The sequence below is a fragment of the Myxococcus sp. AM011 genome (assembly GCF_013372595.1).
GTDB classification, from domain to species: Bacteria; Myxococcota; Myxococcia; order Myxococcales; family Myxococcaceae; genus Myxococcus; species Myxococcus eversor.
The window spans coordinates 1-26,094 of sequence record NZ_JABXEM010000162.1 but is presented as its reverse complement, the minus strand read 5'-3'; the positions used below and the strand labels follow the sequence as shown (position 1 = coordinate 26,094).

Here is a 26,094-nt window from a genome sequence, read left to right as displayed (position 1 = left end):
CAACCTAGGAATCGCGCTTCCCGACGGGAAGTCCGACATCCCCCACATGAAAACACCCTCCCTGAATACTGGACGTTTGACCCTGACTGGCGTCGCGGCGCTGGCCCTCGCCCTGGGATTGGGCGCCCCGGGTTGTGGAGATGGCGCCTCGCCCTGCACCGACTGTCCGCCCCTGGAAGGTCGCTACCGGATGAACTTTGGCGACGGCGGCGTCCCGGCCGACTGCATCCTGCTGGGCGTGGAGCTGCCCCGGGGCAGGCCGCTCGACATCACCCGCTCCGGAGACCGCCTCATCGGCAATCTGGAGGGCGTCGGACTGCTGGGGAACGTGTCCGCGGAGGGCTCGTTCACCCTCGCCGGCTCACTGGGCGGAGCCATGGATGGCGGGAGGATGGACACCCTGAGCCTCGCCGGTCGCTACACGTCCTTCGAGGGGGACGGCGGCACGGCGCGACTCGATGGGACGTATACCGGCAACTTCTCTCGCCCGAGCGGAACGGCGCCCCAGCGGTGCAGCCTCATCACTCCGTTTTCGGCGACCCGGGAATAGCGCCACGGGCCGCCAACGGAGGACGGGACTACTTCTTCTTGCTCTCGGCGGCCTTCGCCTCGGCCTTGTTCTTCTTGGCCCGCTTCTTCCAGGCCTGCTTGATCTTCATCTGCACGCGGCGGTGCTTGCTCTTGCTGCGGGCCATCGTTGACTCCTGTGCTCCGGTATGGAGGCGTGAAAAGAGGCGCTTAACTATCAGAACCCGAGGGGCTGCCGGAAGAGGAACCCTCCGAAGGCCCTGAAGGGGCCTGCTCGGCCCCAGGCTCCCCCCTGGATTCGACGTCGTCCGGGGCGGGCCGCGTCGGGAAGGGAATCCCCTCCGCCCCCCGGACCTGGGTGGGTCTGGCGGTGGACACCGTCACCTCCCCCTCCCGGTCCTCGTCGGTGGGCCTCTCCCGGGAGGCGGGGGCGCTGCTCTGCTGGGGCCGCTTCTTCACCGAGGCGAAGATGGGCTTGCAGGCGTCCACGAAGCGGCGGACCTCGTCCAGGGGGAGCGCCGGGCAGTGGTTCCCGTTGGCCCCCGTCATGGAGGTGGCCATGCAGATGGCGTTGAGGATGGCCTCCTCGGTGGCCTCCATCACCGCCTCGTAGAGCGGATCCAACCGCTGATCCAAGAGGAGCTTGAGCTTGTAGACCATCTTCTGCGTGCGCCGCGGGATGATGTTCGCGGTGGAGAAGCCGACGACAATCTCGCCCGAGCCGTGCGCCGCGTAGCTCCCCACCCGGCCGATGCCCAGCCCCACCCGCTTGCACAGGCGATTGATTTGATGGCTGAGCAGCGGCGCGTCCGTGGCCACCACCGCGATGATGGAGCCGTACGTCTTGCCCCGGGTGGGCGCGCCCTTGAACTTCTCCGCCAGCACTTCGCCCACGGGCAGGCCGCCCACGCGCAGGTTGTGCATCTTCCCGAAGTTGGACATCACCAGCACGCCCAGCGTGTAGCCGCCGAGCACTTCCGGCAGCTTGCGGGAGGACGTGCCGATGCCGCCCTTGAAGTCGCACGTCACCATGCCGGTGCCGCCGCCCACGTTGCCCTCGGCCACCGGGCCGGAGGCGGCGTTGCGGATGGCCTCGAAGACGTGCTCCTCGCGCACGTGCCGGCCGGAGATGTCGTTGAGCCAGGAGTCGTCGCACTCGCCGACGACGGGGATGATGACGTCGTGCTCGTCGCCGATGCCCGGGTAGCGCTCCACCAGGTGGCGCGCCACGCCGTCCGACACCGCGCCCACCGCCATGGTGTTGGTGAGGAGAATCGGCGTCTCGATGAGGCCCCACTCCATGAGCTGCGTCATGCCGGAGACCTCGCCCGCGCCGTTGAGCACGAAGCCTCCGCCCGTCATCCGCTCCATGAAGATGTTGCCCATGTTGGGCATGATGGCCGTCACGCCCGTGCGCACCGGGCCGTGGCCCGGTCTCAACGGGCCCTCGCCCTTGATGAGCGTGCAGTGGCCTACGAGCACGCCCTCCACGTCGGTGATGGCGTTGTATTTCCCGGGCTTGAAGCGGCCCAGGGGAAGACCCAGCTCGCGAGCGCGAACCCGCGGTCCCTTGTACTCGGGGATGTGCACCATGCCGGGCACACTAGCGGACCATCACCCACCGTCAACCACTCCGAACGCGTAATATCTTCAGGCGCGCGAATGAGAACGCGGCCTCGCTCCCAAGTGAGAACGGGAGCGGGCCGCGTGTGAAGGCGAGAGGCTCCGCGCCGCCTGGGCCCGGGAGCCATCGTCGTCAGGCCTTGGCTTCGATGCGCGGGGGCGCGTCGCCGTGCCCCGACGAGCCGTTGCCACCATTGCCGTTTCCGCCGCTGCCGGGCGCGGCGACGGTGGTGGGAGCGGGCGTGACCGTCGCCGGGACGAGCGCGCCGGCCTCGTCGAGCGAGGGGCCCTTATGGTGGTGGTGCGACACGGTGGAGGCGTGCTCGGTGGCGGCGCGGCGCGCCTCGCGCTCCTTGTAGCGGCGGATGGCGGGGGCCATGATTTCGCCGATGAGCGCGCGGTAGTCCATGCCCGCGCCCTGGGCGATGAGCACCAGGTCGCTCCAGCCTGGCGTGAGGCCCGGCAGCGGGTTGCACTCGATGAAGTAGATGCGCCCCTTGTCGTCCATGCGGAAGTCGATGCGCGCGACGTCGCGGCACCCCAGCGCCATGAACGAGCTTCGGGCCGCCGTGCGCAGCTTCTCCAGCAGCGCGGGCTCCAGCTTGGCGGGCGCGTCGTAGCGGATGCGGTCCGTCCAATCGAGCTTGTGCTGGAAGCTGTAGACGGGGTTCTTCTCGCCCTTGTCCAGGAAGACGATTTCCATGGGCGGCAGCACGCGCGGACGGCGCTCGCCGAGCAGGCCCACGGTGAACTCACGCCCGCCGATGTACTCCTCGATGAGCGCGGGCTGCTGGTACTTGCCGGCGATTTCGCGCACCACTTCGCGCAGCTCCGCCTCGCTGTGGCAGACGCTCTTGGTGACGACGCCCTTGGAGCTGCCCTCCGCCACCGGCTTCACGATGAGCGGGAAGGTGGTGAACTCCTTGTTGAGCCGCTCCTTGCCCGTGGCCATGAGCTGGAAGTTGGGCGTGAGGATGCCGGCCTGGCGGACGATCTTCTTCGCCAGCGCCTTGTCCAACGCAATGGAGAGCGTGGCGGGGTCGCTTCCCGTGTATGGGATGTCCAGGAGCTCCAGCATCGCGGGCACCTGGCTCTCGCGGTTGCGGCCCTTGAAGCCCTCGGCGATGTTGAAGACGATGTCGAGCGGCGTGCTGGACAGCACCGTGGGCAGCTCCGCGGTGGCCTCCAGGTCGATGACCTCGTGGCCCCAGGACGCAATCGCCTCGCGGATGGCCTGCAGCGTGTTGGGCGAGTCGTACTCCGCCTCGCTGTCCTCCACCGCCTCCGCGTTGGCCATGGGCTTCACGCGCTTGACGTTGTAGGTGAAGCCCACGCGCAGGGGCCCCGTCTTGCGAGCGGGCTTGCCCTGCCGCCGCGCGGAGTCCTTGATTTTGTACCGCTTGGCCGCGCTCTGGATGATGGAGTTGATGACCCCGTCCAGGTGCAGGCCATCCAGCTCCGCCGACGCGTAGATGCCCGCGCCCGGCTCCAGGCTGGGCAGCGCGTTGATCTCCAGGAAGTACGGCACGCCCGCGTCGCTGAGCCGGAAGTCGATGCGGCCCAAATCCCTGCAGTCGAGCGCCTGGTAGATCTTCTGCGCCATCTTCCGGACGTCCTCCGCGGTGCGCAGCGGAATCTGGGCCGGAGCGCGCACGCTGACGGCGCTCTCCTTCTTCGTCTTCAGCTCGTAGTCGTAGATGGCGTACCGGCGGCCCGCCGTCACGGCCGGGTCCACCACGTACTCCACCGGCGTGAGGACGCCGTCGTAGTCGTTGTCCACCGCCGCCAGGAAGGGCACCGTCAGGTCGCGGCCGGAGATGTACTCCTCCACCAGCACGCCCGCGGGGTACTTCTCCAGCGCGATGCCCACCTTGGCGCGCACCTCGTCCAGCGTCTCCGCGATGGAGTCCTGGGTGATGCCCTTGGAGGACCCTTCGAAGTTGGGCTTCACGATGACGGGGAAGCGCAGGTTCTCCGCCGTCAGCTCGCTGAGCTTCTCCACGTACTGCCAGCCCGGAGTGCGGATGCCCTGCTTGGCGAGGACGAGCTTGGTGAGCTGCTTGTCCAACGTCACCGCCAGCGCGTACGCGTCCGAGCCCGTGTACGGGAAGCCCAGTTCGTCGAAGAGCGCGGGATAGAACGCCTCGCGGAAGCGGCCCCGGCGGCCTTCCGCGGTGTTGAAGATGAGGTCGGGGCTGTACGCCTCCAGCCGCGCCACGGTGCGCGACGCGGGCCCGCTCACCTCGAAGCGCTCCAGCCGATGCCCCAGCCGCTCAATCGCCGCGGCCAGCGCGTTGACCGTCTCCTGGGTATCGAACTCCGCTTCTTCTTCCGAATCAGACAGCCGCAGGTTGTGGGTCAGCGCGATGCGCACGGGAGCCCCCTTCTCTTCTTCAGCGAGCGACCGCGGCGCATCTTCGCCGCGGACATGAGTCTTCCCGGTGCACGCTGATGCGCCACGGGGTCGCGGGCTGCAACGGTTGCGCCCGCCACAACCTTCCCATCCACCACTTGCGTCTGCGCCCAGGTGTCACCGAGCCGCCAGCCGAGCGGATCCCTCACCACGCGCCACGCCTCGATGCCTCCAATGACGAGGAGCCCCGCCACCGCCGCCACCGCGCCCAGCGGCGCCGGCATCATTCCCAACAGGACGATGAGCGCGAGCGGCGCGTTGCGAAGCGTGCTGTCGCGGTGACGCGCCGCCGAGCGCGTGGGCAGATGCATCACCTTCACGCCGAAGATGCGCTTGCCCACGCTCTGGCCCTGAATCATCCCGTCGGCGAGCAGCAGGAACAGCAGCGCGACGACGGCGCCCGCGGCGCCACACACCACGAACAGGCCCCACGCCACGCCCACGTCCACCACGCGCGCGCCCAGCCGCAGCCACAGCGACGCCTTCGGGTACGGCGAACCCGGGGCCGAGTCCTCCACCACCAGCCTCAACGCGCGCCCACCCCGGCTGGAGGTCATGAAGAGCCGCTCGCGTTGCGCGCTCACTCCTCCGGCTCCAAGGTGAGACCCTCCTCGTGGGGTTCCGGCTCGTCCAGTCCCGCCAGCCGCGCCAGCCGCTCATGCGCGCTCAACGGATGGAACGGTGCCTGGGAACCCGAGCCGGGCGCCCAGTCATTCCCCGCCGCCGTCGGTCCCGACTCGGACAGGCGCAAGAGCTTCGAGCGCGCCGCGTCCACGTCCGGCTCGACGGCCACACCCTCACGCGTGAAGAAGAGGAACGCCATGGCGGGCCGCTTGGAGGACTCGCGCATCGCGAACTGCACGCCGTCCAGGTTCCAGCCCTTCGCCGTCCACTCATTCAGGGTGCGCTCCAGCGCTCCCTCGTCCACCGTGGACAGCTCCACCACTTTGTACTGCAAGGATACGGAGGTACGAACCACGGGGGAGCGCCCGGTGCCGGGGCGCTGAGCCTTGCCGCGCCGGCGTTGGGGCGGGGGCTTCTCCGACTTGCGTCTGGGACGCTTCTTGGTGGGCATCGTGCGCGGGCTATTTGGGCGCAACACTCGCGGCGGATCAAGCGGCAACCCGCAAGCGGGGCTGGCGGGTGTTGCCTACAAGAGCTTCGCGGCTTCCAGCGCGTGGTAGGTGATGATGAGGTCCGCGCCGGCACGTTTGATGCCGGTGAGCGTCTCCAGCATGACGCGCTCGTAGTCAATCCAGCCGTTCTGCCCGGCGGCCTTGAGCATCGCGTACTCGCCGGAGACGTTGTAGGCGGCCAGCGGAAGGTCGAAGCGCTCCTTCACGGCCCGGATGACGTCCAGGTAGGCCAGGGCGGGCTTCACCATGAGCATGTCGGCGCCCTCCTCCACGTCCAGGGCGACTTCGCGCAGGGCCTCGCGCACGTTGCCCGGGTCCATCTGGTAGCCCTTGCGGTCGCCGGACTTGGGGGCGCTCTGGGCGGCCTCGCGGAAGGGGCCGTAGTAGCCGGAGGCGTACTTGGCCGCGTAGGAGAGGATGGGGATGTCCGTCAGGCGCACCTCGTCCAGCGCGCGGCGGATGGCGCCCACCCTTCCGTCCATCATGTCCGAGGGCGCGATGATGTCCGCGCCGGCCTGGGCGCAGGTGACGGCCATCTGCGCGAGCAGGGGCAGCGTGGCGTCGTTGACGACGTGGCCGTCCTCGAGCACGCCGCAGTGGCCGTGGTCGGTGAACTCGCACAGGCACACGTCGGCGATGACCTGGAGGTCGGGCTCGGCGGCCTTGATTTCACGGATGGCGCGCTGGACGATTCCGTCGCGCGCGTAGGCCTGGGTGCCCTGGGCGTCCTTGTGGTCGGGGATGCCGAAGAGGATGACGGAGGGCACGCCCAGCGACCTGGCCAGGCGGGCTTCCGTGACGGCGTGCTCCAACGACAGGTTGAAGATGCCCGGCATGGAGGCGATGGGACGGCGCACGTCCCGGCCTTCCACGACGAAGAGGGGATAGATGAAGTCCCCCGGGTCCAGGCGCGTCTCGCGGACCATCTCACGCAGGACGGGCGAACGGCGCAGGCGGCGGGGGCGATGGACGGGATGGGCCATGGTGGACGCCGGTATAAACCGACGACGCCCGGCCTTCATCGTTTCCGTGTGGCTGCCCGGCCGCTCACCCCGCGGCCAGCCGCCAGCTGTGCTGATGGCGCAGCCGCTCCCGGGCGTGGCGCTGGGCCCGCACCTCCGCGATGTCCGCCTCGTGCAGCGCCCTCGCGTAGCGCACCCGCGCCGCCTCGGTCCCCGCGGCAAGGCCCTGCTCGGCGGCCGCCAGCTCCCGACGGGCTTCTTCACGCTGCTGCTCCACGCGATCTCCGTACGTCATCATTCCTCCTGCCTTGGGGTGTGCGGCGGGGGACTGCACGCAACGGACCACACGCGGCTCCACCGCAAAGGGGCGAAACGACGAGGTGTCGCGGCGCGGCAGGCACAGCAGGCGTGCGAAACCCATTTCCCAGGGCCGCGAAAACGCTGTCGCGGACTGACTGGGACGCGCGACCGCTCGGCTGCCCCTTTCGACTGTCCGCGCGGAAGCAATCGCTGTCCACCCCGCTCGTCTACAGTCACGACCGTGACAGCCAGCACACCCGCCATCGAAGTGACGAACCTGCGCAAGACGTACAACCGCGCCTTCCGGAAGACGGGGAACATCGCCCTCCGGGGCATGGACCTGTCGGTTCCTCGAGGAAGCGCCTTCGGGCTCATCGGCCCCAACGGCGCCGGCAAAACCACCTTCATCAAGAGCATCCTCGGCATCGTCCAGCCGACGGAGGGCACCGTGCGAGTGCTGGGGGGCTCGCCCGAAGACGCCCGCATCCGCGCGCGCATCGGCTACCTGCCCGAGCGCCTGCACCTGCCGGGCTCGTGGACTCCCACCGCGTTCCTCGCCACGGTGGGCCGGCTCAAGGGCCTGCCGCCAGACGCCGCCGGACACTTGAGCCTGCTGGAGCGCGTGGGCCTCGCGGACGCCGTGGGCCGGAAGATTGGTGGGTACTCCAAGGGAATGCGGCAGCGACTGGGCCTGGCCGCGGCGCTCATCGGGAAGCCGGACCTGTTGGTGTTGGACGAGCCCACGGACGGAATCGACCCGATGGGGCGCATGGAGGTCCGGCGCATCCTCCAGGAGGAAGTCCAACGAGGCACCACGCTCTTCCTGAACTCGCACCTGCTGGCGGAGACGGAGCGGGTGTGTGACCGGGTGGCCATCCTCGCGGACGGGCGGGTGGTGCGCGAGGGCAGGATGGAGGACCTGGTGCGCGGCGAGTCGCGGTGGGTGGCGCGCTTCGCGCCGGGGGCGAGCGTGGAGGCGCTGGGGAGCGCGGGCTTCGTGCCAGCCCGGGCGGACGGCGCGTTCCATGTCGAGGCGCCGGACGCGACGGCGCTCAACGCGGCGTTGGACAGGGCGCGGGCGGCGGGGGCTTTGCTCGTGGAGCTGCGGCGCGACGGGATGGACCTGGAGGCGGTGTTGCTGGGGACGGTGAGCGCGCAGGCGATGCGAGCGGCGGAGGTGGCGGCATGAGTCCGGTGCTCGGTATCGCGGGGTACGTGTTGCGGGAAGCGGCGTCGCGCAAGTTCATCATGGCCTTCATGATCGGCCTCACCCTGGTGCTGGCGGTGGTGGCGTTGGGGATGCGCATCGACGTCATCGACGGCGCGCTCGCGGCCTCGCGCCTGTTCGGCCAGGAGGTCCGCGCGACCATCCAGTCCGTCGACGTGGCACTGCGGCCCGTGTACCGGGCGGCGGCGTTCATCGTGTTCTACGGCGGCATCCTGTTCGGCATCGTCGCGTGCTCGGACTTCGCGCCGTCGTTGATGTCGCCAGGGCGAATCGAGCACCTGCTCGCGCTGCCGATTCAGCGCTGGCACCTGCTGGCGGGGACGTTCCTCGGGGTGATGACGCTGGCCCTGGGTGGGACGCTGTATGGCACCACGGGGCTGGTGCTCATCTTCGGCGTGAAGACGGGGTACTGGACGGTGGGGCCGCTGGTGGCGGGGCTGATGGCGTGCGTGGGGTTCGCCGCGGTGTACGCGGTGATGCTGACCATGGCGACGCTGGTGCGCAGCGCGGCGCTGTGCGCGGCGGCGGGCTTCGCGGTGCTCGTGGGCGGCATCATCGCCGGGCACCGGCAGGACATCGCGAAGGCCTTCGAGGAGGGCGTGAGCCGGAGCCTGTTCCAGGCGGTGACGCTGGTGCTGCCGCGCCTGTCCGCGCTCGCGGAGGCCGCGGGAGACATGGCCGCGTCCCTGCCCCTGGAGGTGCGCTCGCTGGGGACGCTGCTCGTGGGGGTGTTCGTCTTCGGGATGGCGGCGCTCGTGGTGGGGTTCTGGCGGTTCGAGGGAAAGGATTACTGACATGGAGAAGCGCCAGAAGCGGCGGGTGTGGTTGGTGATGGCGGCGCTGCTGTTCGTCGCGGCGGCCGTGCTGATGTTCGCGGGCCAGGGCGAGGAGCCCGCGCCTCCTCCTCTCGAGGTGGACTTCCCGCGACGGATGCGCTCGGCGGACCGAGAGCGCGCGGAGCGTCGCAGGACGCAGGTGCTCCCGATGCTCGGGGCGGCGGACTCCGGCACGGTGGCCGAGCGCCCGCGTCCGAGAGATCCGCTCCTCGCCGCGCTGCCTCGCGGAGAGGGCAAGACGGCGGTCATCATCGAGGCGAACGCGCTGAGACACTCGCCCATCGGCGGGCTGCTGATGGACTGCCTGATGCGGGACGGAGGCAAGCAGTTGGCGGAGTTCCGCGAGAAGAGCGGCGTGGACCCCCTCCAGGACCTGGACCGGCTGGTCATCACGGACGAAGGGATGATGCTGTCGGGCAACTTCGAGAACGCGCGGTTCAAGGAGCTGCTGGGCGAGCGCGTGTCCGCGGACTACGGCGAGGGCGCGCGGGTGTACGAAGCGGGTGAGAACAGCGTCACGCGCCCGGATGGCACCACCGTGAAGCGGCGGGACAGCTCGGCGATAGCGACGTGGAACAACCAGCTGCTCGTGGTGGGCAAGTCGCCGGACGAGGTGAAGGCCGCCATCGACCGCGTGGAGGGACGCGGGCCGGACGAGCCACCGGCCATCTCCGAGAGCAGCACGTATGGCGAGATGTACGGCGTGCTCTCGGTGGAGATGATCGCCCGGTTGATCCCCCCGGAGCAGGCCGCGCTGGCCCAGCGGCTGCGCGACGTGGCGAAGAACGTGGAGCTGCACCTGGACGCCAGCTCGGACGTGGCCCTGGTGGCGGAGGTGCGCGGCCCCAGTGCCAACGACGTGACGGACCTGGGCAAGTCCCTGGGCGCGGCGTTGTCACTGGCACGAATCAAGGCCCAGGCCGGCGAGGACAAGGACCTGGCCCAGTTGCTCGACTTCGCCAAGGTGAAGCCCGACGGTGACTCCTTCACGCTGGAGATGGCCGTTCCCCTGGAAGTCATCCGGGAGCGCCTGGCCATCTGCCGCGAGGATCGCCAGAACGCCGAGAAGGCCCTCTCCTCCGGGAAAGAGCCCCAGGAGACGGGGGTCGAGCAGGTCCCGGTGCCCGTGCGGTAGACGGGCGCCGGTTCACGGCGAGCCCCCCCTTCCTCCTCGGAGCCCCGGAGCCACCGCGCGCGGATGATCCCCGAGCGAACGAGGGGGCTCTCGCTGTGGCCAAGGCGCGGCGATCTCTGCGAGACTTCGCCGCGCCCGGCCTGCCCCACCTATCGAGGCAGCCCAGTCCGACGAGAGAACGGCTTGATGATTTCGCGTGTGTCGAGGGTGGCCCCGCTGCTGTTCGGCTCGGGGCTGTGCGCCCTTGTCTACCAAACGGTGTGGCTGCGGGAGTTTCGCCTCATCTTCGGCGCCAGCACGGCGGCGTCGGCGGCCGTCCTGGCCATCTTCATGGCGGGCCTGGGCCTGGGCGGTGTCCTCCTTGGCGCCCGCGCGGACCGTCAGCCGCGCCCCCTGAACTTCTACGCCAACCTCGAGCTGCTCATCGCCGCCACCGCGGCCCTGAGCCCCTTCCTCGTCGAATTGGCGCGCGCCGTGTACATCGGCGTCGGTGGCACCCCCGTCCTCGGCATCGCGGGTGGCACGGTGGCCCGGATGATCCTCTCCGTGCTCGTGCTGTCGGTGCCCACGGTGCTGATGGGCGGCACCCTCCCGGCCGCCGCGCGCGCGGTGCAGTCAGATGACGACCCGGCCCGCCGCCACCTCGCCGTGCTCTACGGGGTGAACACGCTCGGCGCCGTCACGGGCGCCACGCTCTCCACCTTCTTCCTGCTGGAGGTCTACGGCAACCGCACCACCCTGTGGATCGCCTGTCTCCTCAACGCCGCCGTCGCCATCACCGCCCGCAGCGTGAGCCGGGCGATGGAGCCCGAGGGCGCGACGCAGCCCAAGCCGGAGACCCCGCCCGCCGAGGGCGCGACTCCCGTGGCCGCCAGCCCCGCCGCGCAGCTCCCAGTCCCCCTCTCCGCAGCGCGCCACTCGCCCAAGTTCGCGCTCGTCGCCGCGATGCTGGTGGGCTTCGCGTTCCTGCTGATGGAGCTGGTCTGGTACCGGATGCTCGGCCCGATTCTCGGCGGGACGACGTTCACCTTCGGCCTCATCCTCGCCATGGCGCTCCTGGGCATCGGCCTGGGCGGCGCGGCCTACTCCATCGTCTTCCGTCACCGCCCCGCGACACTGGGCGGGTTCGCCCTCACCTGCGCGGCGGAGGCGCTGTTCATCGCCCTGCCCTTCGCGCTGGGAGATCGCCTGGCCATCGTCGCCGCGCTGCTGCGCCCGCTGGGCGGCATCGGCTTCGCGGGGATGATGATGGGCTGGGCGCTGGTGGCCGCGGTGGTCATCCTGCCCGCCGCGTTCATCTCCGGCATCCAGTTCCCGCTGCTCCTGGCGCTCGTGGGCCAGGGCAGCCACGACGTCGGCAAGCAGGTGGGCCAGGTCTACGCCTGGAACACGGTGGGCTCCATCGTGGGCTCGCTGGCGGGCGGCTTCGGCGTGATTCCCCTGCTGACGGCGCCGGTGACGTGGCAGCTCGTCGCGGGAATCCTCGCGGTGCTGGGCCTCGCCTCCGTCGCGCTCTCCTTCCATGTCGAGCGACTCCGGGTGGCCATGTGGCTGCCCGTCTCCGTGGCCGCGCTCGCACTGGTGATGCTGTCCGCGCAGGGCCCCTCGGCGGCGTGGCGGCATGGCAGCGTCGGCGCGGGCCGCGCGGGCCTGAACAACCCGACCATCAATCACATCGACGCGTGGATGCGCGCCAAGGCGCGCGGCATCGTCTGGGAGGAGGACGGCGTGGAGAGCAGCGTCGCGCTCAGCTCGAGCAACGGCCTCTCCTTCGTCGTCAACGGCAAGACGGACGGCAACACCATCGGCGACGCGCCCACCCAGGTGATGGGCGGCCTGCTCGGCGCCCTGCTGCACGCGGATGCGAAGAACTCGCTCGTCATCGGCCTGGGCACGGGCAGCACGGCGGGATGGCTGGGCGCCATCCCCCACATGGAGCGGGTGGACGCGGTGGAGATCGAACCCGCCATCCTCGAGGTCGCTCGGCGCTGCCACGCGGTCAACGCGAACGTGATGGACAACCCGAAGGTCCACCACTTCATCGGCGACGCGCGCGAGGTGCTGCTCACCACCCGGCAGCGCTACGACATCATCTTCTCGGAGCCCTCCAACCCGTACCGCGCGGGCATCTCCAGCCTCTTCACCCGGGACTTCTACCAGGCCGTGAAGGAGCGCCTCGCCGAGGGCGGCATCTTCGTGCAGTGGCTGCAGGCCTATGAGGTGGACTCGCTCACGGTGCAGAGCGCCTACGCGACGCTGTCCTCGGAGTTCGAGGCCGTGGAGACCTGGCAGGTGCACTCCGGCGACCTGCTGCTGGTGGCGACGCGCAAGCCGATGGTCCACGACGTCGCGAAGATGCGCGCCCGCATCGCCGAGGAGCCCTATCGCACCGCGCTGCGCGCCACCTGGCGCACGGACGAGGTCGAAGGCGTGCTCGCGCGCTTCGTGGCCACGCCGGCCTTCACCACGCGCGTGGCGGAGGAGAGCCAGTCCCTCATCAACACGGACGACGTGTCCTTCATGGAGTTCGCCTTCGCGCGCAGCCTGGGCCGCGACGCGGGCTTCTCCATGAGCTCCCTCTGGACGACGACGCACAACCTGGGCACGGGCCGGCCGCAAGTCACGGGCGAGGTGGACTGGGACCGCGTGGCGCAGCACCGCCTCTGGAACAGCACGCCCCTCTCTCGCGCGGAGGCCGCAAGCCCCGCCGTGAAGAAGTACGCCCCCTTCATCGACGCGTACAACCGGAACCAGGCGCCCGCCGCCCGCGCGCGCTGGCTGCACGAGCGCTTCGAGCCCAAGGGCCCTCGCGAGATGGTGGCGTTGGCCCGGGTGTTCGCGAACGCGGGTGAGGACGAGGCCTTGAAATACACCGTGCCCCTGCGCGCGACGCTGCCCGTGGAGGCGGACATGCTGGAGGGCATGCTGCGCCTGCGCCAGAAGCGGCTGGAAGAGGCCACCACCCTGTTCGAGCGCGCGTTCATCGCCCTGCGAGAGGACCCGTGGCCGGCGCGAGAAGTCACCTCCTCCGTCCTCCCCGAGCTCATCCACATCGCCCGCGCCGACAAGAAGCTGGGCAAGCGGCTCATCGACGTGCTCGCCAAGCCCTTCGCGGCGGAGTCCCTGACGGTGGCGCGCGAGGAGACCCGTATCGAAATGGCCCAGGTGGTGGACTGGATGGGGCTGTGCGTGGAGGTGCTCGCACCCGTCGAGCCGCTGTCGGTCTGGGACAGCCGGCAACTGGATGACCGCCGCCGCTGCTACGAGCACCACGGGCACCCGCTGGCGGCCGTGGCCGCGGCGGACCTGGAGCGGCTGCTCGCCCAGGCCCCCACGGTGTTCATGCTGCAGACAGTCCAGATTCCGGGGGCGGAGACGCCTCCCTCCGAGCCCGCGCCGTCCACGACGCCCGCTCCGCCACAGGCGGGCGAGTCCGCGCCGTGAAGTCCTGAGGCACTCCGCGCCGCCCGCACGTCCAGGGAGGTCCTCCCGAGCGTCTCGCCGGGGCCCGCCTGGAGCTCGAGTCGCGAGCCCCGAAGCGCCTCCGACGAGCCTGGCGTCAGCACCCTCACGCGCGGCTACGCGTCGGTGTCGAGGAACAGGAGGCCGGCGGGAGGCAGCGGGTCCACCCGCAGCGTCCGCGAGGGCAACGTGGCCTGCGCCTCCATCACCGCGCGGACCTCCCAGACGGGCGGCGGATTGAGCGCGAAGCCCGCCTGGAACGTCCCCGCCTCCACGCCCTTCACCAGCGACTCCAGCCCCTGCACCGGGAAGACGTGGGGATGCCCCGCCGCCTCGGGGTCCTGGATGCCCAGCACCGTCCTCAGCACCAGCGCGTTGAGCAGCGCCAGGTCCAGGCTGCGCAGCGTCGGGTTGCGCGGCGCGCCCTTCAGGTGGGCCAGGTCCAACCCCTGACGGAACCGGAGGATGCGCCCCCGTCCCCCGGGCAGCACCAGCAGCACGGCGTGGTGGCCCGAAATCAGCGTTGCCAGGCGCTCGCGCGCGGCCACGAGTCCCCGAGGAGTGTCGAGCGGCTCATCCAGCTCGTACACGCGCGCATACGCCGTCACCAGCGTGAGGAACGTCTCTTCCTTGAAGGTCGTCACGCCCTTGAGCGCGCGGTGGATGGGCAGCAGCTCCAGGCCGGGGTCCGACAGGGGCACCACGGCGGCCAGCGTCGGCCCACCCTCGGCCAGCGCGGTGAGCGGGCGCATGGGCGCCTCGTCCAGCACGGCCTGGATGCGCTTGGACACGGGGGACGGCTCTATCCGCCGCAGGGCAATCGTGCGGCCGTCGTAGTCGCCCTCCCACACCAGGCTGGAGCGCTCTGCCGCCTCGGCGAGCAGGCCCCGGAACACGCCATGGTCATCCGCGGTGAGGGTGACGGCGGGCTCGGCCTCCCAGGAGCGGGGACGGTACGGGTCATGCTCCAGCGGAGTGCCCGCGTCCTGCCGCAGCGCGCACAGGAGGTAGCGCACCGGGGGACCGCCCAGCTTGCCCGCCTGGCTGTGGACCTCCACCAGGTACAGCGCGGGCCGTGCATCCCTCAGCAGGACGCCGGAGTCGCGCTGCCGGCGCAGCTCCGCGGACGGGTTGGCGGCCTCCAGGAGGGGCCGGACGTGGGAAGGCTGGGGCACCGCGTTGCTGAGCGGCACGTAGCCGCTGGGCTCGAGGGTCCGGGCCAGCGGGGTCAGCAGGGCCGTGAAGGGATGGACGCGCGCCATGTCGACGGAAGGTGGTGTCGGCCACCCCGCGTTGCCACGCGGCCCGCTCGGCCGCCTGGGGGCCCGTCTACCACCAGACGTTGCGGTACGGCCGGTCCTTCGCATGCTTCAGGGACGAGCGGTCCACGCTCTCCTCCCACAGCAGGCTCACCGTGGTGATGGCGCCCGCCGAGCCGAGGAAGGACAGCACGTAGGGAGTGGACTGGTCGAACCCGCCCAGCACCAGGCCGGAGATGAGCAGCACCGCCGCGCCCACGCCCGCGCCGAAGAAGTCCGCCCGGAGAATCTGCGAGGGCGTCGGGTCATACCGCATGGTGGCCAGCGCCAGCGCACCCGCGCCGATGCCGGGCGCCAGGAGCAGCGCGTCCCGCCACGTCTTCGAGGAGATGTCCGTGCCGGAGAAGTGGATGACGGCCAGGAGCAGCGACGCATAGGCCGCGCCCCAGCCCGCGCCGGAGGCCATCAGCAGGCCGTCGTTCAGCGGAAGCTGTCCGCCTCCGAGCCCCGCGGTGAGCCACGCGCCCAGCTCCGCCCCGAGGAACGCGGACCAGGTCAGCACGCCCGCGTCCTGGGTGAAGAGGTCCATGAAGCCGGCCATGAACATGCCGCCCACCACGGAGTTGCCCATGCCGAAGGTCGACATCGGCCGGTCCACCCAATTGTTGAATTGCCACCACGCCGAGGCACCGAAGCCCAGGCCCGCGCCAATCAGCGTGCCGGCCAGCATCGCCTCGCGCGAGCTCTGGTCGAAGCTGAAGTCATTGGCGAACGCCTGGGTGAAGAAGCCACCCAACGCGCCGAGCGTGGTGTGGTGGGCGATGAACTTGAAGCTGCCCGGCCCGGACAGGAAGGGCCCCAGACGCTGGCGGCCGTCCAGCACGGCGCCACTGTCCACGTAGTCGGGCTGCACGGGCGTCGACGCTGGAGACAGGGTGGGACGCAGGCCGTCCTGCGTCACCGGCGCCAGGGGCGAGGTGCGCGACGCGTCCGGCTCCTGGGCCAGCGGCGCGTCCCGGGAGGGAACAGCACCTTCGACGGGCGGCGCGGCCTGCTGCTGTTGCTGCGCGGAGCCGGGCTGTTCGTAGCCAGGCTGTCTCTCGGAGTCCCCGGGCTGCTGCTGCTCCTGGTACGAGGGCGACGCCGGCTGCGAGGGCGCGGCCTCCTGCGAGGGGTACGAGGGCCGCGCCTGGGACGGCTCCGTGTACGGGTACGAGGATCCCGTCTGGGCGCGCGCGGCCTCGGGAGAAGCGAGCACCAGCGCGAGGACGGCGGGGAGGCAGATCCAGTTTCTCAGAGGTGACACGCAAGCAACTCCTTGGGTCCGTCCGCCACAAGACCACAACCCGCGCCGACGTGGTGGTTTTTGCATGCCACCGGGCCCACTCGCCACGACGGAAGCGCTCGAGGCCGGGTGAAGCGTCACGCGCACGGCACTCCTTGCGCGCGGGCTTCAATTCTTTCGCGACGCGGAACGCGCTCAGGCATCGGTGCGCATCATGCCCAACGGGTTTTCGTGGTCCGAGCTCGACGTCGACTCCGCGCGCATCGTGGTCATCAAGGACGTCCCCCTCCCCGCCCCGGGTCGCGACTTCGTCCTGTATTGGTGCATGGTGAACCATCGAGCCGAGGAGAACCACGCGCTCGACACGGCCATCGCCCTGGGCAACCACCTGAACCTGCCCGTCGTCGTGTATCACGCGCTGCGGCCGGACTATCCCCATGCCTCGGACCGGCTCCACGCGTGGGCGATGGAGGGCATGGCGGACATGACGTCCGCCTTCGCGTCGCGCGGGCTGCCGTACTGGGTGGAGCTGCCACGTCACACGCGTGAGCACCACCCGCGTCTGGCGGAGCTGGGCAAGCGCGCCGCCGCCGTGGTGGCGGACTTCTTCCCCACGTACATCATCCCCGGGCACCTGCGCGGCGCGGCCAAGGCGCTCCACGTGCCGCTGTTCGCGGTGGATGCGTCCTGCGTGGTGCCCATGCAGCGCATCCCCACCCTCCAGGCCGGCGCGTACACCCTGCGCCCGAAGCTGCAGAAGCTGTGGCCGGAGTACCTCGGCCGCATCCTGCGCTCGCGCCCCGTCAAGGCCGCGGCGGCCGGGCACAAGCTGACGCCGGACTTCGCCGTGGCCGACGCGCGCGAGGCCCGTCAGTCCCTGGCGAGCTTCCACATTGACCACGCGGTGACGCCGCTGGCGGAGCGCGGTGGACGCAAGGCGGGACTCAAGGCGCTCGACGCCTTCCTGCACGAGAAGCTGGAGGGCTACGACGACGGGCGCAATGACCCGGGCCGCTCGCACCAGTCGGGCCTGTCTCCCTTCTTCCACTGGGGCAACCTCTTCCCGGGCGAGGCGGCCCGCGCCGCCATCCGCGCGCGCGGCACCGATGACGCGAACGTGCGCGGCTTCCTGGAGGAGCTGCTGGTGCGGCGCGAGCTGGGCTTCAACTTCTGCTTCCACACCCCGGAGGCGAAGCAGCTCTCCGTGGACTCGCTGCCCGGCTGGGCGCGCGAGACGCTGTCCACGCACCAGAAGGACGCGCGCGAGCACCTGTACTCGCTGGAGCAACTGGAGCACGCGCGCACCGGGGACGGCCTGTGGAACGCGGCCCAGCGCGAGCTGGTGGAGCGGGGCCGCATCCACAACTACCTGCGCATGCTGTGGGGCAAGAAAATCCTGGAGTGGAGCCGCACCCCGGACGAGGGCCTGCAGCGCATCGCCCACCTCAACGACAAGTACGCGGTGGACGGCAGAGACCCCGCGAGCGTGGCCAACTTCATGTGGGTCCTCGGGCTGCATGACAGGCCCTTCCAGGAGCGCAAGGTGCTGGGGAAGGTGCGGCCCATGAGCTCGCCGCGCACCGCGGAGAAGTACGACCTGGCGCCGTACATGGAGCACTGGGGGCGCCCCGGAGACCCGCCGGTGAAACTCAAGCGCTCCCGGCGTGTGTCCCCACCGTGAGCAAGGCTGTTGACATCCGCGCGTCCAAAAGTGACACGGCGGTTCCCTTCTCGTCCCACCGCCACTAAACGCAAAGGTGGGACACCGACGCCAGGAGCCGTGCGCCATGGGCATGATGAAGTTCGATATTCCCCACTCCCTTCCGAAGGACGAGGTGAAGAAGCGCGTGGAGCAGCTTCTTCAGTACTGGGGAGGAAAGTACGGAGTGAAGGCGGACTGGCAGGGCGAGGGCGCCAAGATTGTCGGCAAGGTGATGGGCATCCAGTTGGACGCGTCCTTCAAAATCACCGACAAGGCCGTCGAGGGCGAGGGCACGGACCCCGGCATGCTGCTGCGCGGCCAGGCCAAGTCCTACCTCCAGAAGAAGTTCGGGTCCGTCCTGGACCCGAGCAAGTCGCTGGACCAGGTGAAGAGCACCCTGGACTGAGGGCGCCGGCCTTCAGTGCGGAGGCTGTTCTTCCAGCGCGGCGAGGGCGTAGCGCGCCGCGCGGGAGATGGCCTCCGCCGAGTCCGGCATCTCCGGGTAGTGCCCCGCCAGCGTGCGCTGCGGGAAGCGCAGCTGGGCAATCGCGTTGCGGTAGCTGCGACGCGCGGCCTCCGAGTCGTGACTGCGCTCCTGCACCTGCGCCAGCAGGTAGTGGCCGATGGCCAGCGTGGGTTCCAGGAACAGCGCCTTGCCCAGCTCGGAGCGCGCCTCCTTCAGCTCTCCGGCCTGCAGGGCCGCCACGCCCCCAAAGATGCGGGCCTCCACGCACAGCGGCTCGCGCTGGATGGCCTGGGCGAAGGCCTCGCGCGCCTCGGGGATGCGCCCGGTGAGCGAGAAGAGGTTGCCCAGCGTCAACAGCGCGTCCAAGTCACTCGGCTCATCCACCAGCAGGCGCTGCACGCCGGAGATGGCGCCGGGGAAATCCCCCTGCGTCATCTTCCGCACGGCCATGGCCAGCCGCTCCGCGGGCGGCAGCAGCTTGGGCCACGCGGAGGGTACCGCCAGCTCTCCGGTGACGGTGCGCGCGGGCGCGGACACCGCCGGAATCTCCACGGTGGGCCGCATGCGCGAGGCATCAGGGCTGCCCACCGCGGGCAGCTCCACGGTGACACGCGGGCGGCCCAGGTCATTGACCCGCGTCGTCGTCGAGGACGACGCATTGGCGCTCGGCACGGGCGAGGCGGCGGGCAGCGGCCCCACGGCGGGGAAGGAGCCGGTGAGCGAACCGGGCCCCCGGACGGAGGACGCGTCCGACGAGGCTCCGCGAGGACGGGCGCCAAAGGCCCCTTCGATGGGGGGCCGCGCGTACACGGCGGGAGAGAACGGCTCCGGCTCCGGCGCGCGCTGGGCCTGCTCGGCGGTGCCGGGGTACGGATGGATGCGCAGGGGCGGCGGACGGTAGCCCTTGTCGCTCGGCGGGCGCCGATACACGAAGGCGCCGTCCACTTCGATCATCTCGAAGCGGTCATAGACCTTGAAGAGGCTCTCCGAGTACCCGAGGAAGAGCAGTCCGCCGGGCCGCAGCGCGCTGAGGAAGCGGTCCATCAACCCGCGGATGGTGGGCAGGTCGAAGTAGATGATGACGTTGCGACAGAGGATGAGGTCCAGCGAGTTCAGGGCCACCTTGTCGAAGACGGGCACGGCCAGGTTCTGCCCGTCGAAGCGGATGTACTCACGCAGCGCGGGCAGCGCCTCGAAGCCATCCTCGACGGGACGGAAGAACCGGGCCAGCCGCTCCGGATGGATGCTGATGCTCCGGCGCAGGGAGAAGCGCCCCTGCCGGGCGGCCTCCACCGCGGCCAGGTTCAGGTCCGTGGCCCACAGGTCCACCTCGGAGGACAGCGCGCCCAGCTCCGCCAGCACCATGGCCACGCTGTAGGGCTCCTCGCCCGTGGCGCAGCCAGCGGACCAGACGGACACGCGGCGCATCTCCCGCCGCGCGCGCGCCAGCAGGTCCGGCAGCACGCTCTTCTCCAGGGCGCGGAACTGCTTGCCGTCGCGGAAGAACTCCGTGTGACCCACCGTCACCAGCGGCAAGAGGGATCGCAGCTCCTCCTCACCGCCGGGCCCCGCCAGTCGCTGGAGGTAGCGCTCCGGCTCCTCCACGCCCAGCGCGGGCATGCGGGTGGACAAGGCCAGCCGCAAGCTGTGGAACCCATCCGGGGTGATCTTCAGCCCCGCGCGCTCCAGGAGGAGCGCCGCGAGCTGCTGAAGCACTTTGTTGCTCACATTCAGCACGCTTCCACCCACTGCACCAACGTGGGGCCAATGCGCTCCAACGGCAGCACTTCCTGCGCCGCCCCGAGCAGCACCGCCTCGCGAGGCATGCCCCATACCGCGGACGTCCCTTCATCCTGAGCGATGGTCCGCCCTCCCCGCTCCCGGATCTCCTTCATCCCCCGCGCACCGTCCCGCCCCATCCCCGTCAGGATGACCCCAACGCAGCTCGCGCCGAAGGCCTCCGCCGCCGAAGTGAGCAGCATGTCACACGAAGGCCGGAATCCCCGGAGAGCCGGTCCCGAGTCCAGCTCCAGCCTGCCCTCGGGTCGCACCAACAGATGACTGCCCGACGGTGCGATGTAGACCGTCCCGGGCACCATCACCATGCCGTGCTCCGCCTCCGTCACTCCCAGCGCCGTCTCCATCGTCAGCCAGTGTGCGAGGCCCTCCGTGAATCCCTCGCTGATGTGCTGGCAGTAGGCGATGGGCGCGGGAAAGTCTCGTGGAATCTTCCGCAGTACCTGTGCAACGGCCTTCGGACCGCCCAGGGACGCGGCGATGGCCACCAGGGGAAAGGGCGGCGGCGGGAGCTCCTCCTTGGGGGCCCGGGTGACGGAGCGCGTCTGGCGCACGGCCTTCACCTGGGCCAGCAGCACCAGCTTGCGAGCGATGTGGGCCCAGAAGTCGGCGCCGGGGATGGCCGGGCGCTCCACGACGTCCAGGGCGCCCAGGGCCATGGCCTGGAACGCGTCCTGCCCGGACAGGGCGCCGGGGTGCAGCGCCAGCACCGGCACGGGCCGGCCCACCATGACGTCGTCGATGGCCTCCAGGGATTCGATTCCCGTCAGGTCCACCAGCACCACGTCCGGGAAGTGGCGCTGCACGGCGACGAGCGCGCCGGGGAAGTCGACTTCGGCGGGCCCCACCGGGACGAGCGACTCGCCGTCGAACAGGCCCCGGGCCGCGAGCGCGCGCAGCCCCTTGCCCACCATGAGCACCCTGAACGCCATCCCCGCCGCAGCCGTGCCGCCCAAACGTGGCTCCTCAGGTCAGCCTGTCGATTGCCTGGGCGAGCACTTCCACGCCCAGCTCTCCCTTGACGAGATAGGCATCCGCGCCCGCGTCCAGGCCGCGCCGCTTGTCTTCGGGAGAGGCGAGCGACGACAGGATGATGACGGGGATGCGCGCCACCGCGGGCGTCGACTTCAGCCGCCGCGCGAGCGAGAAGCCGTCCATCTTCGGCATCTGCACGTCGGTGAGGATGAGGTCGTAGGTGTTGTTCTGCACCTTGACGTAGGCCTCCTCGCCGTCCTGGGCCTCCTCCACCATGTGGCCCAGCGCCTTGACGAGCGCGCCCTCCGTCGCACGGGCAATGGGAGAGTCGTCCACGAGCAGCACCCGGAGCCGCTTGGCCGCCGGCGCCTGGGTGACGGGCCGCGCCATGCGACGCACCTCCGTCATGATGTCGGGGACGTGCAGCAGCACGGCGATGCGGCCGTCCTCCAGCGCGGCGGTGCCGGCGATGAAGGGCGCGCCCTTGAGGAACTCGCCGCCGCAGGGCTTCACGGCGACTTCGCGCTCGTCCACGAAGCCGTCCACCACGAGGGCCGCGTGGTCCTCGCCGTGACGGACGACGACGGCCGGCGGGCGGTCGAAGCGGTTGCCACCGTTGAGGCCGAGCAGCGGCCCCAGCGCCACGAGCGCGGTGGGCTTGCCCCGGTGCCGCACGGCGAGGGTGCCGAAGATCTCCAGCCGGTCATCCGGCTTGACGCGCATCACCGCCTCGACGTCGGCGGCGGGCATGCCGTAGACATCATCGCCCAGGCGCACCAGCAGCACCTTCATCAACGCGAGCGACTGAGGCAGCCGCAGGGTGATGGTGGTGCCACGGCCGATGCGGCTGTTGACGCCCACCGAACCGCCGAGCGTCTCCACCTTGCGCTTCACCACGTCCATGCCGACGCCGCGGCCGGACAGCTCGCTGACCTGCTCGCGGGTGGAGAAGCCGGGACGGAAGATGAGCTCGATGGCCTCGCGCTCGGACAGGGCGGCGGCCTGAACCGCGTTGATGAGGCGCTTGTTGACGGCCACCTGGCGCAGGCGCTCCGGGTCGATGCCGCGCCCGTCGTCCTCCACCTCGATGTGGAGCATGTCGCCATCCACGCGGACGCGGATGCGGACCCGGCCCGTGAGCGGCTTGCCGAGCTGCTGACGCGTGTCAGGCGACTCCAGGCCGTGGTCCACCGCGTTGCGCAGGAGGTGCACCAGCGCGTCGCGCACGTCTGCCAGCATGGACCGGTCCACGCCGATGTCGGCGTTCTCGATGAGCAGGTCCACTTCCTTGTTCTGCGTGCGCGCCATGTCCCGCACCGCGCGCGGGAAGGCGTCGAACACCGTGGACAGTGGCACCAGGCGGGCCTCCGCCACGTGGTCCGCCATCTTCGACAGGTTGCCGTGCAGGATGTTGATGCCGTCGTCGTTGCGCCGCACGAAGCGGAACGCATCGTCGCGCAGCATGTGGAGATCGCTCTCCACGCGGTCCAACACCATGCGCACTTCGTTGGGAATCTCCACCTGCTCGGCCAGCCGCAGGAAGCGGTCTCCCAGGCGGCTGAAGCGCTCGAACAGCGCCTCCGTCTCCGAGCTGCGCAGCCGACCCCGGGCGCTCTCCACCAGCAGGTCACCCGCGAGCAGGCCCAGCGAGTCCAGCACCTCCACATTCACGCGAATCGTGCGGTCGGCGATGGCCGACTTCGCCGCGCTCGGAGCCTCCTCCTCCCCACCTCGGACTGGAGGATGCGCCGCGGCCGGAGCTTCCACGGGCGCCGGCCGGGGAGCCGCCACGGGGGCGGCGGCCACGGGGGGTGGCGCTGAGACGACGGGCGCCGCCACCGGAGGAGGCGGCTTGGGCTTCGCGCCATGAATGACGGGCGCGGCCTGGCCGGACACCTCCGCCATCGCGCGCACGATGTCCTCGCTCGCGGACGTGCCGATGTTCGCACCGGACAGGTCCTCGATGAGGTCGGACAGGACGTCGCAGGCACGGAGCATGACGTCCGTGGCGATCTCCGTGGCCGTGCGTCCCTCTCGCTCGGCGCGCAGGACGTCCTCCGCCGCGTGAGCGAGCTGACCGATGGCGGCGAGGCCCAACATGCGGGCCTCTCCCTTCATCGTGTGCAGCTCGCGCGCGACGTCGTCCGCGGCCTGATCCGCGGTCTCCTTCTCCAGGTCCAACACACCCAGTTGGATCTTCTGGAGGCGGTCGGCGGTGACCTCCTGGAACTTCTTCAGGAGGGATTTCTTGAGTGCCTCGGTATCCATGGGCGGTGAGCGCTGCGCACCCTCCCCTTCCCAAAAGAGCTAGTCGGCCTTGAAGCGCTTGATGAGCTCCGCCAGCCGTGCGGCCAGCTGGGTGAGCTCCGCCGCCGCCCCCGTCGCCTGCTTCGACGCCTGGGTCGTCTGACGCGTCACATCTTCAATCTCCGCCATGGACGCCACCACCTGCTCGGTGGCCGTGCGCTGCTGCTGGGTGGCGAGGTTGATGACGCGGGCCGCGTCGCTCGTCTCCTGCACGCCGGCGAGGATGCCTTCCACGGCCTGGGCCGCGACGGCGCCCAGCTTCTCACCGGACTCGGTGGCCGTCTTCGACGCCTCGGCGGCACCCGCGGCGGCCGCGGTGGCCTCGCGAATCTCCGTGATGAGGTTCTTGATCTCCTTGGTGGAGTCCAGGACGTTCTCCGCCAGCCGGCGCATCTCCGCCGCGACGATGGAGAAGCCCTTGCCCGCCTCACCCGCGCGGCTGCCTTCCAGCGCCGCGTTCAGCGCGAGCAGGTCGGAGCGGTCGGCGATCTCATCGATGACCTCGACGACGGTGCCGATGCGCTCCACGCGCTTGGACAGCTTCGCGATGGAGTCCGCCACGGCGACGCCGTCGCTGCGGATCTGCTGCATGGCCTGGATGAACTCGCCAATGGCGCCACGGCCCGCGCGCGCCGCGCCGAGCGTCTCTTCCGCCACGCGCGCCACGCTGCCGGCGTTCTCGGCGATCTGCGCGGAGGCATGCTTCAACTCCTCCATGGTGGCGGTCGTCTCGTGGATGGCCGCCGCCTGCTCCGTGGAGGACGTCTCGTGCTGGGTGGACGCCGCCAGCACCTGGTTGGCGGACGAGGACAGCCGCAGCGCCGCCTCGTTGATCTCCCGCACGAACGTACGCAGCGTCTCGATGACCTTGCCGAAGCCCTCCAGCAGGGGCCCGAGCTGGGGGTCCTCGGTGGTGGTGTTCCACCGGGACAGGTCGCCTTCGCGCACCAGGCTGATGAGCGCGTCGAGTGCCTGATCGATCTCCTGCGCCGCCACGTGCTTGCGGTGCTCGGAGCTGGCGAAGTTGTCCAGCACCTGGTTGAGCAGGTGGGCCATCTCCTCGCCGCCGGCGCCGACCAGCTCCTTGGGGACGCGGGCCTGGAGGTTGCCGGCCAGCACCGTCAACAGCGTGTCGGTGAAGGCCTTGAGGGGCGCCGGCGGCGCGGCGGCACTCGCCTTGTTGGCGGGGGCCTTGCGCGCGGAGCGGGCCTTGGACGCGGGCTTCTCGTTGGGGGTGTCCAGGGACATTGCGGTCAGTGCCTTCCTTGAGAATCTTGGGGCCTGGCGGTCTCCACCAGGTCAATCAGCAAAACGGTGCGGGCCTCTTCCAGGCACACACCGACGGCATAAGAGGCCGCGCCCGCGGTGGGGGGCATGCGGCGAAGCTGCGTCACGGGGATGGGGCGCACGCCCCGGACGGTGTCCACCTTCAGGTGGCCTTCTCCTTCCGGGGTGTCGAAGACGATCGCGCGGTGGCCTCGGTGCAGAAGCCCCAGCTCCGGCAGGGTGATGTCCTCCGGCAACGAGCGGTCGATGCGCAGCACCGACGACGCGTCCGTGCCGAAGGTCTTGGTGCCAATCTCGAAGAAGAGGATGTCCACCTCCTCGACCTTTTCCTCCACGAGCGACTCGTCGTTCATCGAGCCACCGCCCGCTGCCGGGCCGTCTGCAGCAGCTTGTGGAAGTTGAGGAGGTTGATGCCGTCCTGGGCGGTGCTGCCCTGCACCACGCCCAGCAGATGCTCCGCGGCGGAGTCTCCCCCGAGCGGTGGTGGCAGGATTTCGGAGACGGGGATGCGGCGCAGGCCCAGCACCGTGTCGGCGACGACGCCGGCGACGATGCTGCCCGTGACGCCGATGAACAGGCGCGTGCGGGGACCGATGCGCGCCTCTCCCTTGGAGAGGAAGCGCAAGAGGTCGACGACGGGGAGGACCTCACCGCGATGGCCGGTGACGCCCATGATGAAGGAAGGAGTCCTTGGCAGGGGGGTGAGAAGCCCGGCGCGGAACACCTCGAGGACGTTCTCGCTGGGCACCCCGAAGCGCAGGTCTCCCACCCGGAAGCAGAAGAACTCCTGCTCCGGCCGGGCCTGTGCGGCCACGGCACGGTCCGGAGCCATCCGGAGTGCTCGCTGCAGGGGAGTCGAGGTCGTGGTCAAGACGGCGGAGTATCCGGAGGGGACGAAAACCGGTCAAGAGGAGGTCGCATGGAGGCCGGCCGCTCGCCGTTTCGATGGTCCGCGCTGAACCAAAGGTGTAGGGTTGCACCCTGAATCCTTTGAGGAGGACGATGTCGCGCGTACTGGTCATTGATGACAGCCCGATGCTGGTGGAGCTCACCGTTCGGGCCCTCACCGCCGCTGGCTACCAGGCGAGCGGGGCCCAGGACCTGGCCAGCCTCGAGCGGAAGCTCACCGAGGGGCCGTTCGCGCTCATCCTCATGGACGTGAACATGCCGGAGATGTTCGGCGACGATGTCGTCGAATATCTGCGGGTTCAGAAGAAAGTCACCGCGAAGCTGGTCCTCTACTCCGACATCTCGGAAGCGGAGCTGGCCGGCAAGACGAAGGCGTCCGGCGCGGACGGCTACATCCTCAAGAGTGGTGGCCTGGAGGGCGTGCTGAGTGGAGTGATGGGACTCATCGGGGCTCCCGCCCTGGGTGTCCCCTCCGCCGTCCCCC

At 70.2% G+C, this 26,094-nt stretch carries 23 protein-coding genes; 8 read left to right on the top strand and 15 right to left on the bottom strand.

Annotated elements, in window-relative coordinates; translation table 11 throughout:
• Positions 1-76 precede the first annotated feature (76 nt).
• A complete protein-coding gene (locus HUW62_RS29250; protein WP_163864635.1) occupies positions 77-550 on the top strand; it encodes a hypothetical protein in 474 nt (157 codons plus the stop codon).
• 28 nt (positions 551-578) lie between these two features.
• Here HUW62_RS29250 and HUW62_RS29245 read toward each other — a convergent pair whose 3' ends face one another.
• The 7 genes from HUW62_RS29245 to HUW62_RS29215 all read right to left on the bottom strand — a co-directional run bounded on the left by HUW62_RS29245 (position 579) and on the right by HUW62_RS29215 (position 6,960).
• Positions 579-695, bottom strand: a complete 117-nt coding sequence (locus tag HUW62_RS29245; RefSeq protein ID WP_141649535.1) for an aminopeptidase — start codon at positions 693-695, stop codon at positions 579-581.
• A 43-nt stretch (positions 696-738) separates the two neighbouring features.
• Positions 739-2,121: a P1 family peptidase gene (locus HUW62_RS29240; protein ID WP_176436271.1), complete on the bottom strand. Its 1,383-nt coding sequence runs from the start codon at positions 2,119-2,121 to the stop codon at positions 739-741.
• 163 nt (positions 2,122-2,284) lie between these two features.
• A complete protein-coding gene (locus tag HUW62_RS29235) occupies positions 2,285-4,525 on the bottom strand; it encodes an ATP-grasp domain-containing protein (RefSeq protein ID WP_176436270.1) in 2,241 nt (746 codons plus the stop codon).
• Entirely contained in the window at positions 4,510-5,148 is a 639-nt protein-coding gene (locus HUW62_RS29230; RefSeq protein ID WP_176436269.1) for an RDD family protein, read from the bottom strand. The genes HUW62_RS29235 and HUW62_RS29230 overlap by 16 nt, the downstream gene beginning before the upstream one ends.
• A complete protein-coding gene (locus tag HUW62_RS29225) occupies positions 5,145-5,639 on the bottom strand; it encodes a hypothetical protein (RefSeq protein WP_217911614.1) in 495 nt (164 codons plus the stop codon). Before HUW62_RS29225 ends, HUW62_RS29230 begins: the two co-directional genes overlap by 4 nt.
• 75 nt (positions 5,640-5,714) lie before the next feature.
• On the bottom strand, positions 5,715-6,683 hold the full coding sequence (hemB, locus tag HUW62_RS29220) for a porphobilinogen synthase (protein WP_240356267.1): 969 nt from the start codon (positions 6,681-6,683) through the stop codon (positions 5,715-5,717).
• A gap of 64 nt (positions 6,684-6,747) precedes the next feature.
• Positions 6,748-6,960 carry a hypothetical protein gene (locus tag HUW62_RS29215; protein WP_240356266.1) on the bottom strand — a complete coding sequence of 71 codons (213 nt, stop codon included), beginning with the start codon at positions 6,958-6,960 and terminating at the stop codon, positions 6,748-6,750.
• A gap of 243 nt (positions 6,961-7,203) precedes the next feature.
• Here HUW62_RS29215 and HUW62_RS29210 point away from each other — a divergent pair, with 243 nt between their 5' ends.
• From HUW62_RS29210 to HUW62_RS29195, 4 genes are all read left to right on the top strand, one after another.
• On the top strand, positions 7,204-8,151 hold the full coding sequence (locus tag HUW62_RS29210) for an ABC transporter ATP-binding protein (protein WP_240356265.1): 948 nt from the start codon (positions 7,204-7,206) through the stop codon (positions 8,149-8,151).
• Positions 8,148-8,984 carry a hypothetical protein gene (locus tag HUW62_RS29205; protein WP_163864631.1) on the top strand — a complete coding sequence of 279 codons (837 nt, stop codon included), beginning with the start codon at positions 8,148-8,150 and terminating at the stop codon, positions 8,982-8,984. The genes HUW62_RS29210 and HUW62_RS29205 overlap by 4 nt, the downstream gene beginning before the upstream one ends.
• Before the next feature lies 1 nt (position 8,985).
• Positions 8,986-10,161, top strand: a complete 1,176-nt coding sequence (locus HUW62_RS29200; RefSeq protein ID WP_176436268.1) for a hypothetical protein — start codon at positions 8,986-8,988, stop codon at positions 10,159-10,161.
• Between the two features lie 186 nt (positions 10,162-10,347).
• Positions 10,348-13,605 (top strand): fused MFS/spermidine synthase, encoded by a 3,258-nt coding sequence (locus HUW62_RS29195; protein ID WP_176436267.1) that lies wholly within the window; start codon positions 10,348-10,350, stop codon positions 13,603-13,605.
• Between the two features lie 134 nt (positions 13,606-13,739).
• Here HUW62_RS29195 and HUW62_RS29190 read toward each other — a convergent pair whose 3' ends face one another.
• Entirely contained in the window at positions 13,740-14,885 is a 1,146-nt protein-coding gene (locus HUW62_RS29190) for a DUF1015 family protein (RefSeq protein ID WP_176436266.1), read from the bottom strand.
• 67 nt (positions 14,886-14,952) lie between these two features.
• The gene (locus tag HUW62_RS29185) at positions 14,953-16,188 is read right to left on the bottom strand and encodes a hypothetical protein (RefSeq protein ID WP_240356264.1); all 1,236 of its coding nucleotides are present in this window, start codon (positions 16,186-16,188) and stop codon (positions 14,953-14,955) included.
• Positions 16,189-16,381: 193 nt separating this feature from the next.
• Here HUW62_RS29185 and HUW62_RS29180 point away from each other — a divergent pair, with 193 nt between their 5' ends.
• Positions 16,382-17,848, top strand: coding sequence for a deoxyribodipyrimidine photo-lyase (locus HUW62_RS29180; protein WP_163864627.1), 1,467 nt, complete (start codon positions 16,382-16,384; stop codon positions 17,846-17,848).
• A gap of 106 nt (positions 17,849-17,954) precedes the next feature.
• Positions 17,955-18,275, top strand: a complete 321-nt coding sequence (locus HUW62_RS29175) for a polyhydroxyalkanoic acid system family protein (protein WP_163864626.1) — start codon at positions 17,955-17,957, stop codon at positions 18,273-18,275.
• A 12-nt stretch (positions 18,276-18,287) separates the two neighbouring features.
• Here the strand turns inward: HUW62_RS29175 and HUW62_RS29170 are convergent, their stop codons facing one another.
• From HUW62_RS29170 to HUW62_RS29145, 6 genes are read right to left on the bottom strand one after another with little or no spacing between them, the layout of a single operon-like run.
• Complete coding sequence (locus tag HUW62_RS29170) at positions 18,288-20,072, bottom strand: CheR family methyltransferase (RefSeq protein ID WP_163864625.1); 1,785 nt, start codon at positions 20,070-20,072, stop codon at positions 18,288-18,290.
• Positions 20,066-21,064, bottom strand: coding sequence for a chemotaxis protein CheB (locus HUW62_RS29165; RefSeq protein WP_163864754.1), 999 nt, complete (start codon positions 21,062-21,064; stop codon positions 20,066-20,068). The genes HUW62_RS29170 and HUW62_RS29165 overlap by 7 nt, the downstream gene beginning before the upstream one ends.
• Positions 21,065-21,098: 34 nt before the next feature.
• On the bottom strand, positions 21,099-23,375 hold the full coding sequence (locus HUW62_RS29160) for a hybrid sensor histidine kinase/response regulator (RefSeq protein WP_163864624.1): 2,277 nt from the start codon (positions 23,373-23,375) through the stop codon (positions 21,099-21,101).
• 39 nt (positions 23,376-23,414) lie between these two features.
• Positions 23,415-24,662 (bottom strand): methyl-accepting chemotaxis protein, encoded by a 1,248-nt coding sequence (locus tag HUW62_RS29155; RefSeq protein ID WP_163864623.1) that lies wholly within the window; start codon positions 24,660-24,662, stop codon positions 23,415-23,417.
• A gap of 5 nt (positions 24,663-24,667) precedes the next feature.
• The gene (locus HUW62_RS29150) at positions 24,668-25,054 is read right to left on the bottom strand and encodes a Frizzy aggregation protein FrzB (protein WP_163864622.1); all 387 of its coding nucleotides are present in this window, start codon (positions 25,052-25,054) and stop codon (positions 24,668-24,670) included.
• The gene (locus tag HUW62_RS29145) at positions 25,051-25,533 is read right to left on the bottom strand and encodes a chemotaxis protein CheW (RefSeq protein WP_163864621.1); all 483 of its coding nucleotides are present in this window, start codon (positions 25,531-25,533) and stop codon (positions 25,051-25,053) included. The genes HUW62_RS29150 and HUW62_RS29145 overlap by 4 nt, the downstream gene beginning before the upstream one ends.
• 170 nt (positions 25,534-25,703) lie before the next feature.
• Here HUW62_RS29145 and HUW62_RS29140 point away from each other — a divergent pair.
• Positions 25,704-26,094 (top strand): response regulator (locus HUW62_RS29140; protein WP_176436265.1); only part of this gene is annotated, 391 nt, incomplete at its 3' end.

Bases quoted from the DNA above. Each gene is read 5' to 3' on its own strand.
- HUW62_RS29245 (WP_141649535.1), bottom strand. From the start codon at position 695: ATGGCCCGCAGCAAGAGCAAGCACCGCCGCGTGCAGATGAAGATCAAG.
- HUW62_RS29240 (WP_176436271.1), bottom strand. From the start codon at position 2,121: ATGGTGCACATCCCCGAGTACAAGGGACCGCGGGTTCGCGCTCGCGAG.
- HUW62_RS29225 (WP_217911614.1), bottom strand. From the start codon at position 5,639: ATGCCCACCAAGAAGCGTCCCAGACGCAAGTCGGAGAAGCCCCCGCCC.
- hemB (WP_240356267.1), bottom strand. From the start codon at position 6,683: ATGGCCCATCCCGTCCATCGCCCCCGCCGCCTGCGCCGTTCGCCCGTC.
- HUW62_RS29215 (WP_240356266.1), bottom strand. From the start codon at position 6,960: ATGATGACGTACGGAGATCGCGTGGAGCAGCAGCGTGAAGAAGCCCGT.
- HUW62_RS29205 (WP_163864631.1), top strand. From the start codon at position 8,148: ATGAGTCCGGTGCTCGGTATCGCGGGGTACGTGTTGCGGGAAGCGGCG.
- HUW62_RS29200 (WP_176436268.1), top strand. From the start codon at position 8,986: ATGGAGAAGCGCCAGAAGCGGCGGGTGTGGTTGGTGATGGCGGCGCTG.
- HUW62_RS29195 (WP_176436267.1), top strand. From the start codon at position 10,348: ATGATTTCGCGTGTGTCGAGGGTGGCCCCGCTGCTGTTCGGCTCGGGG.
- HUW62_RS29190 (WP_176436266.1), bottom strand. From the start codon at position 14,885: ATGGCGCGCGTCCATCCCTTCACGGCCCTGCTGACCCCGCTGGCCCGG.
- HUW62_RS29180 (WP_163864627.1), top strand. From the start codon at position 16,382: ATGCCCAACGGGTTTTCGTGGTCCGAGCTCGACGTCGACTCCGCGCGC.
- HUW62_RS29175 (WP_163864626.1), top strand. From the start codon at position 17,955: ATGGGCATGATGAAGTTCGATATTCCCCACTCCCTTCCGAAGGACGAG.
- HUW62_RS29165 (WP_163864754.1), bottom strand. From the start codon at position 21,064: ATGGCGTTCAGGGTGCTCATGGTGGGCAAGGGGCTGCGCGCGCTCGCG.
- HUW62_RS29160 (WP_163864624.1), bottom strand. From the start codon at position 23,375: ATGGATACCGAGGCACTCAAGAAATCCCTCCTGAAGAAGTTCCAGGAG.
- HUW62_RS29155 (WP_163864623.1), bottom strand. From the start codon at position 24,662: ATGTCCCTGGACACCCCCAACGAGAAGCCCGCGTCCAAGGCCCGCTCC.
- HUW62_RS29150 (WP_163864622.1), bottom strand. From the start codon at position 25,054: ATGAACGACGAGTCGCTCGTGGAGGAAAAGGTCGAGGAGGTGGACATC.
- HUW62_RS29145 (WP_163864621.1), bottom strand. From the start codon at position 25,533: ATGGCTCCGGACCGTGCCGTGGCCGCACAGGCCCGGCCGGAGCAGGAG.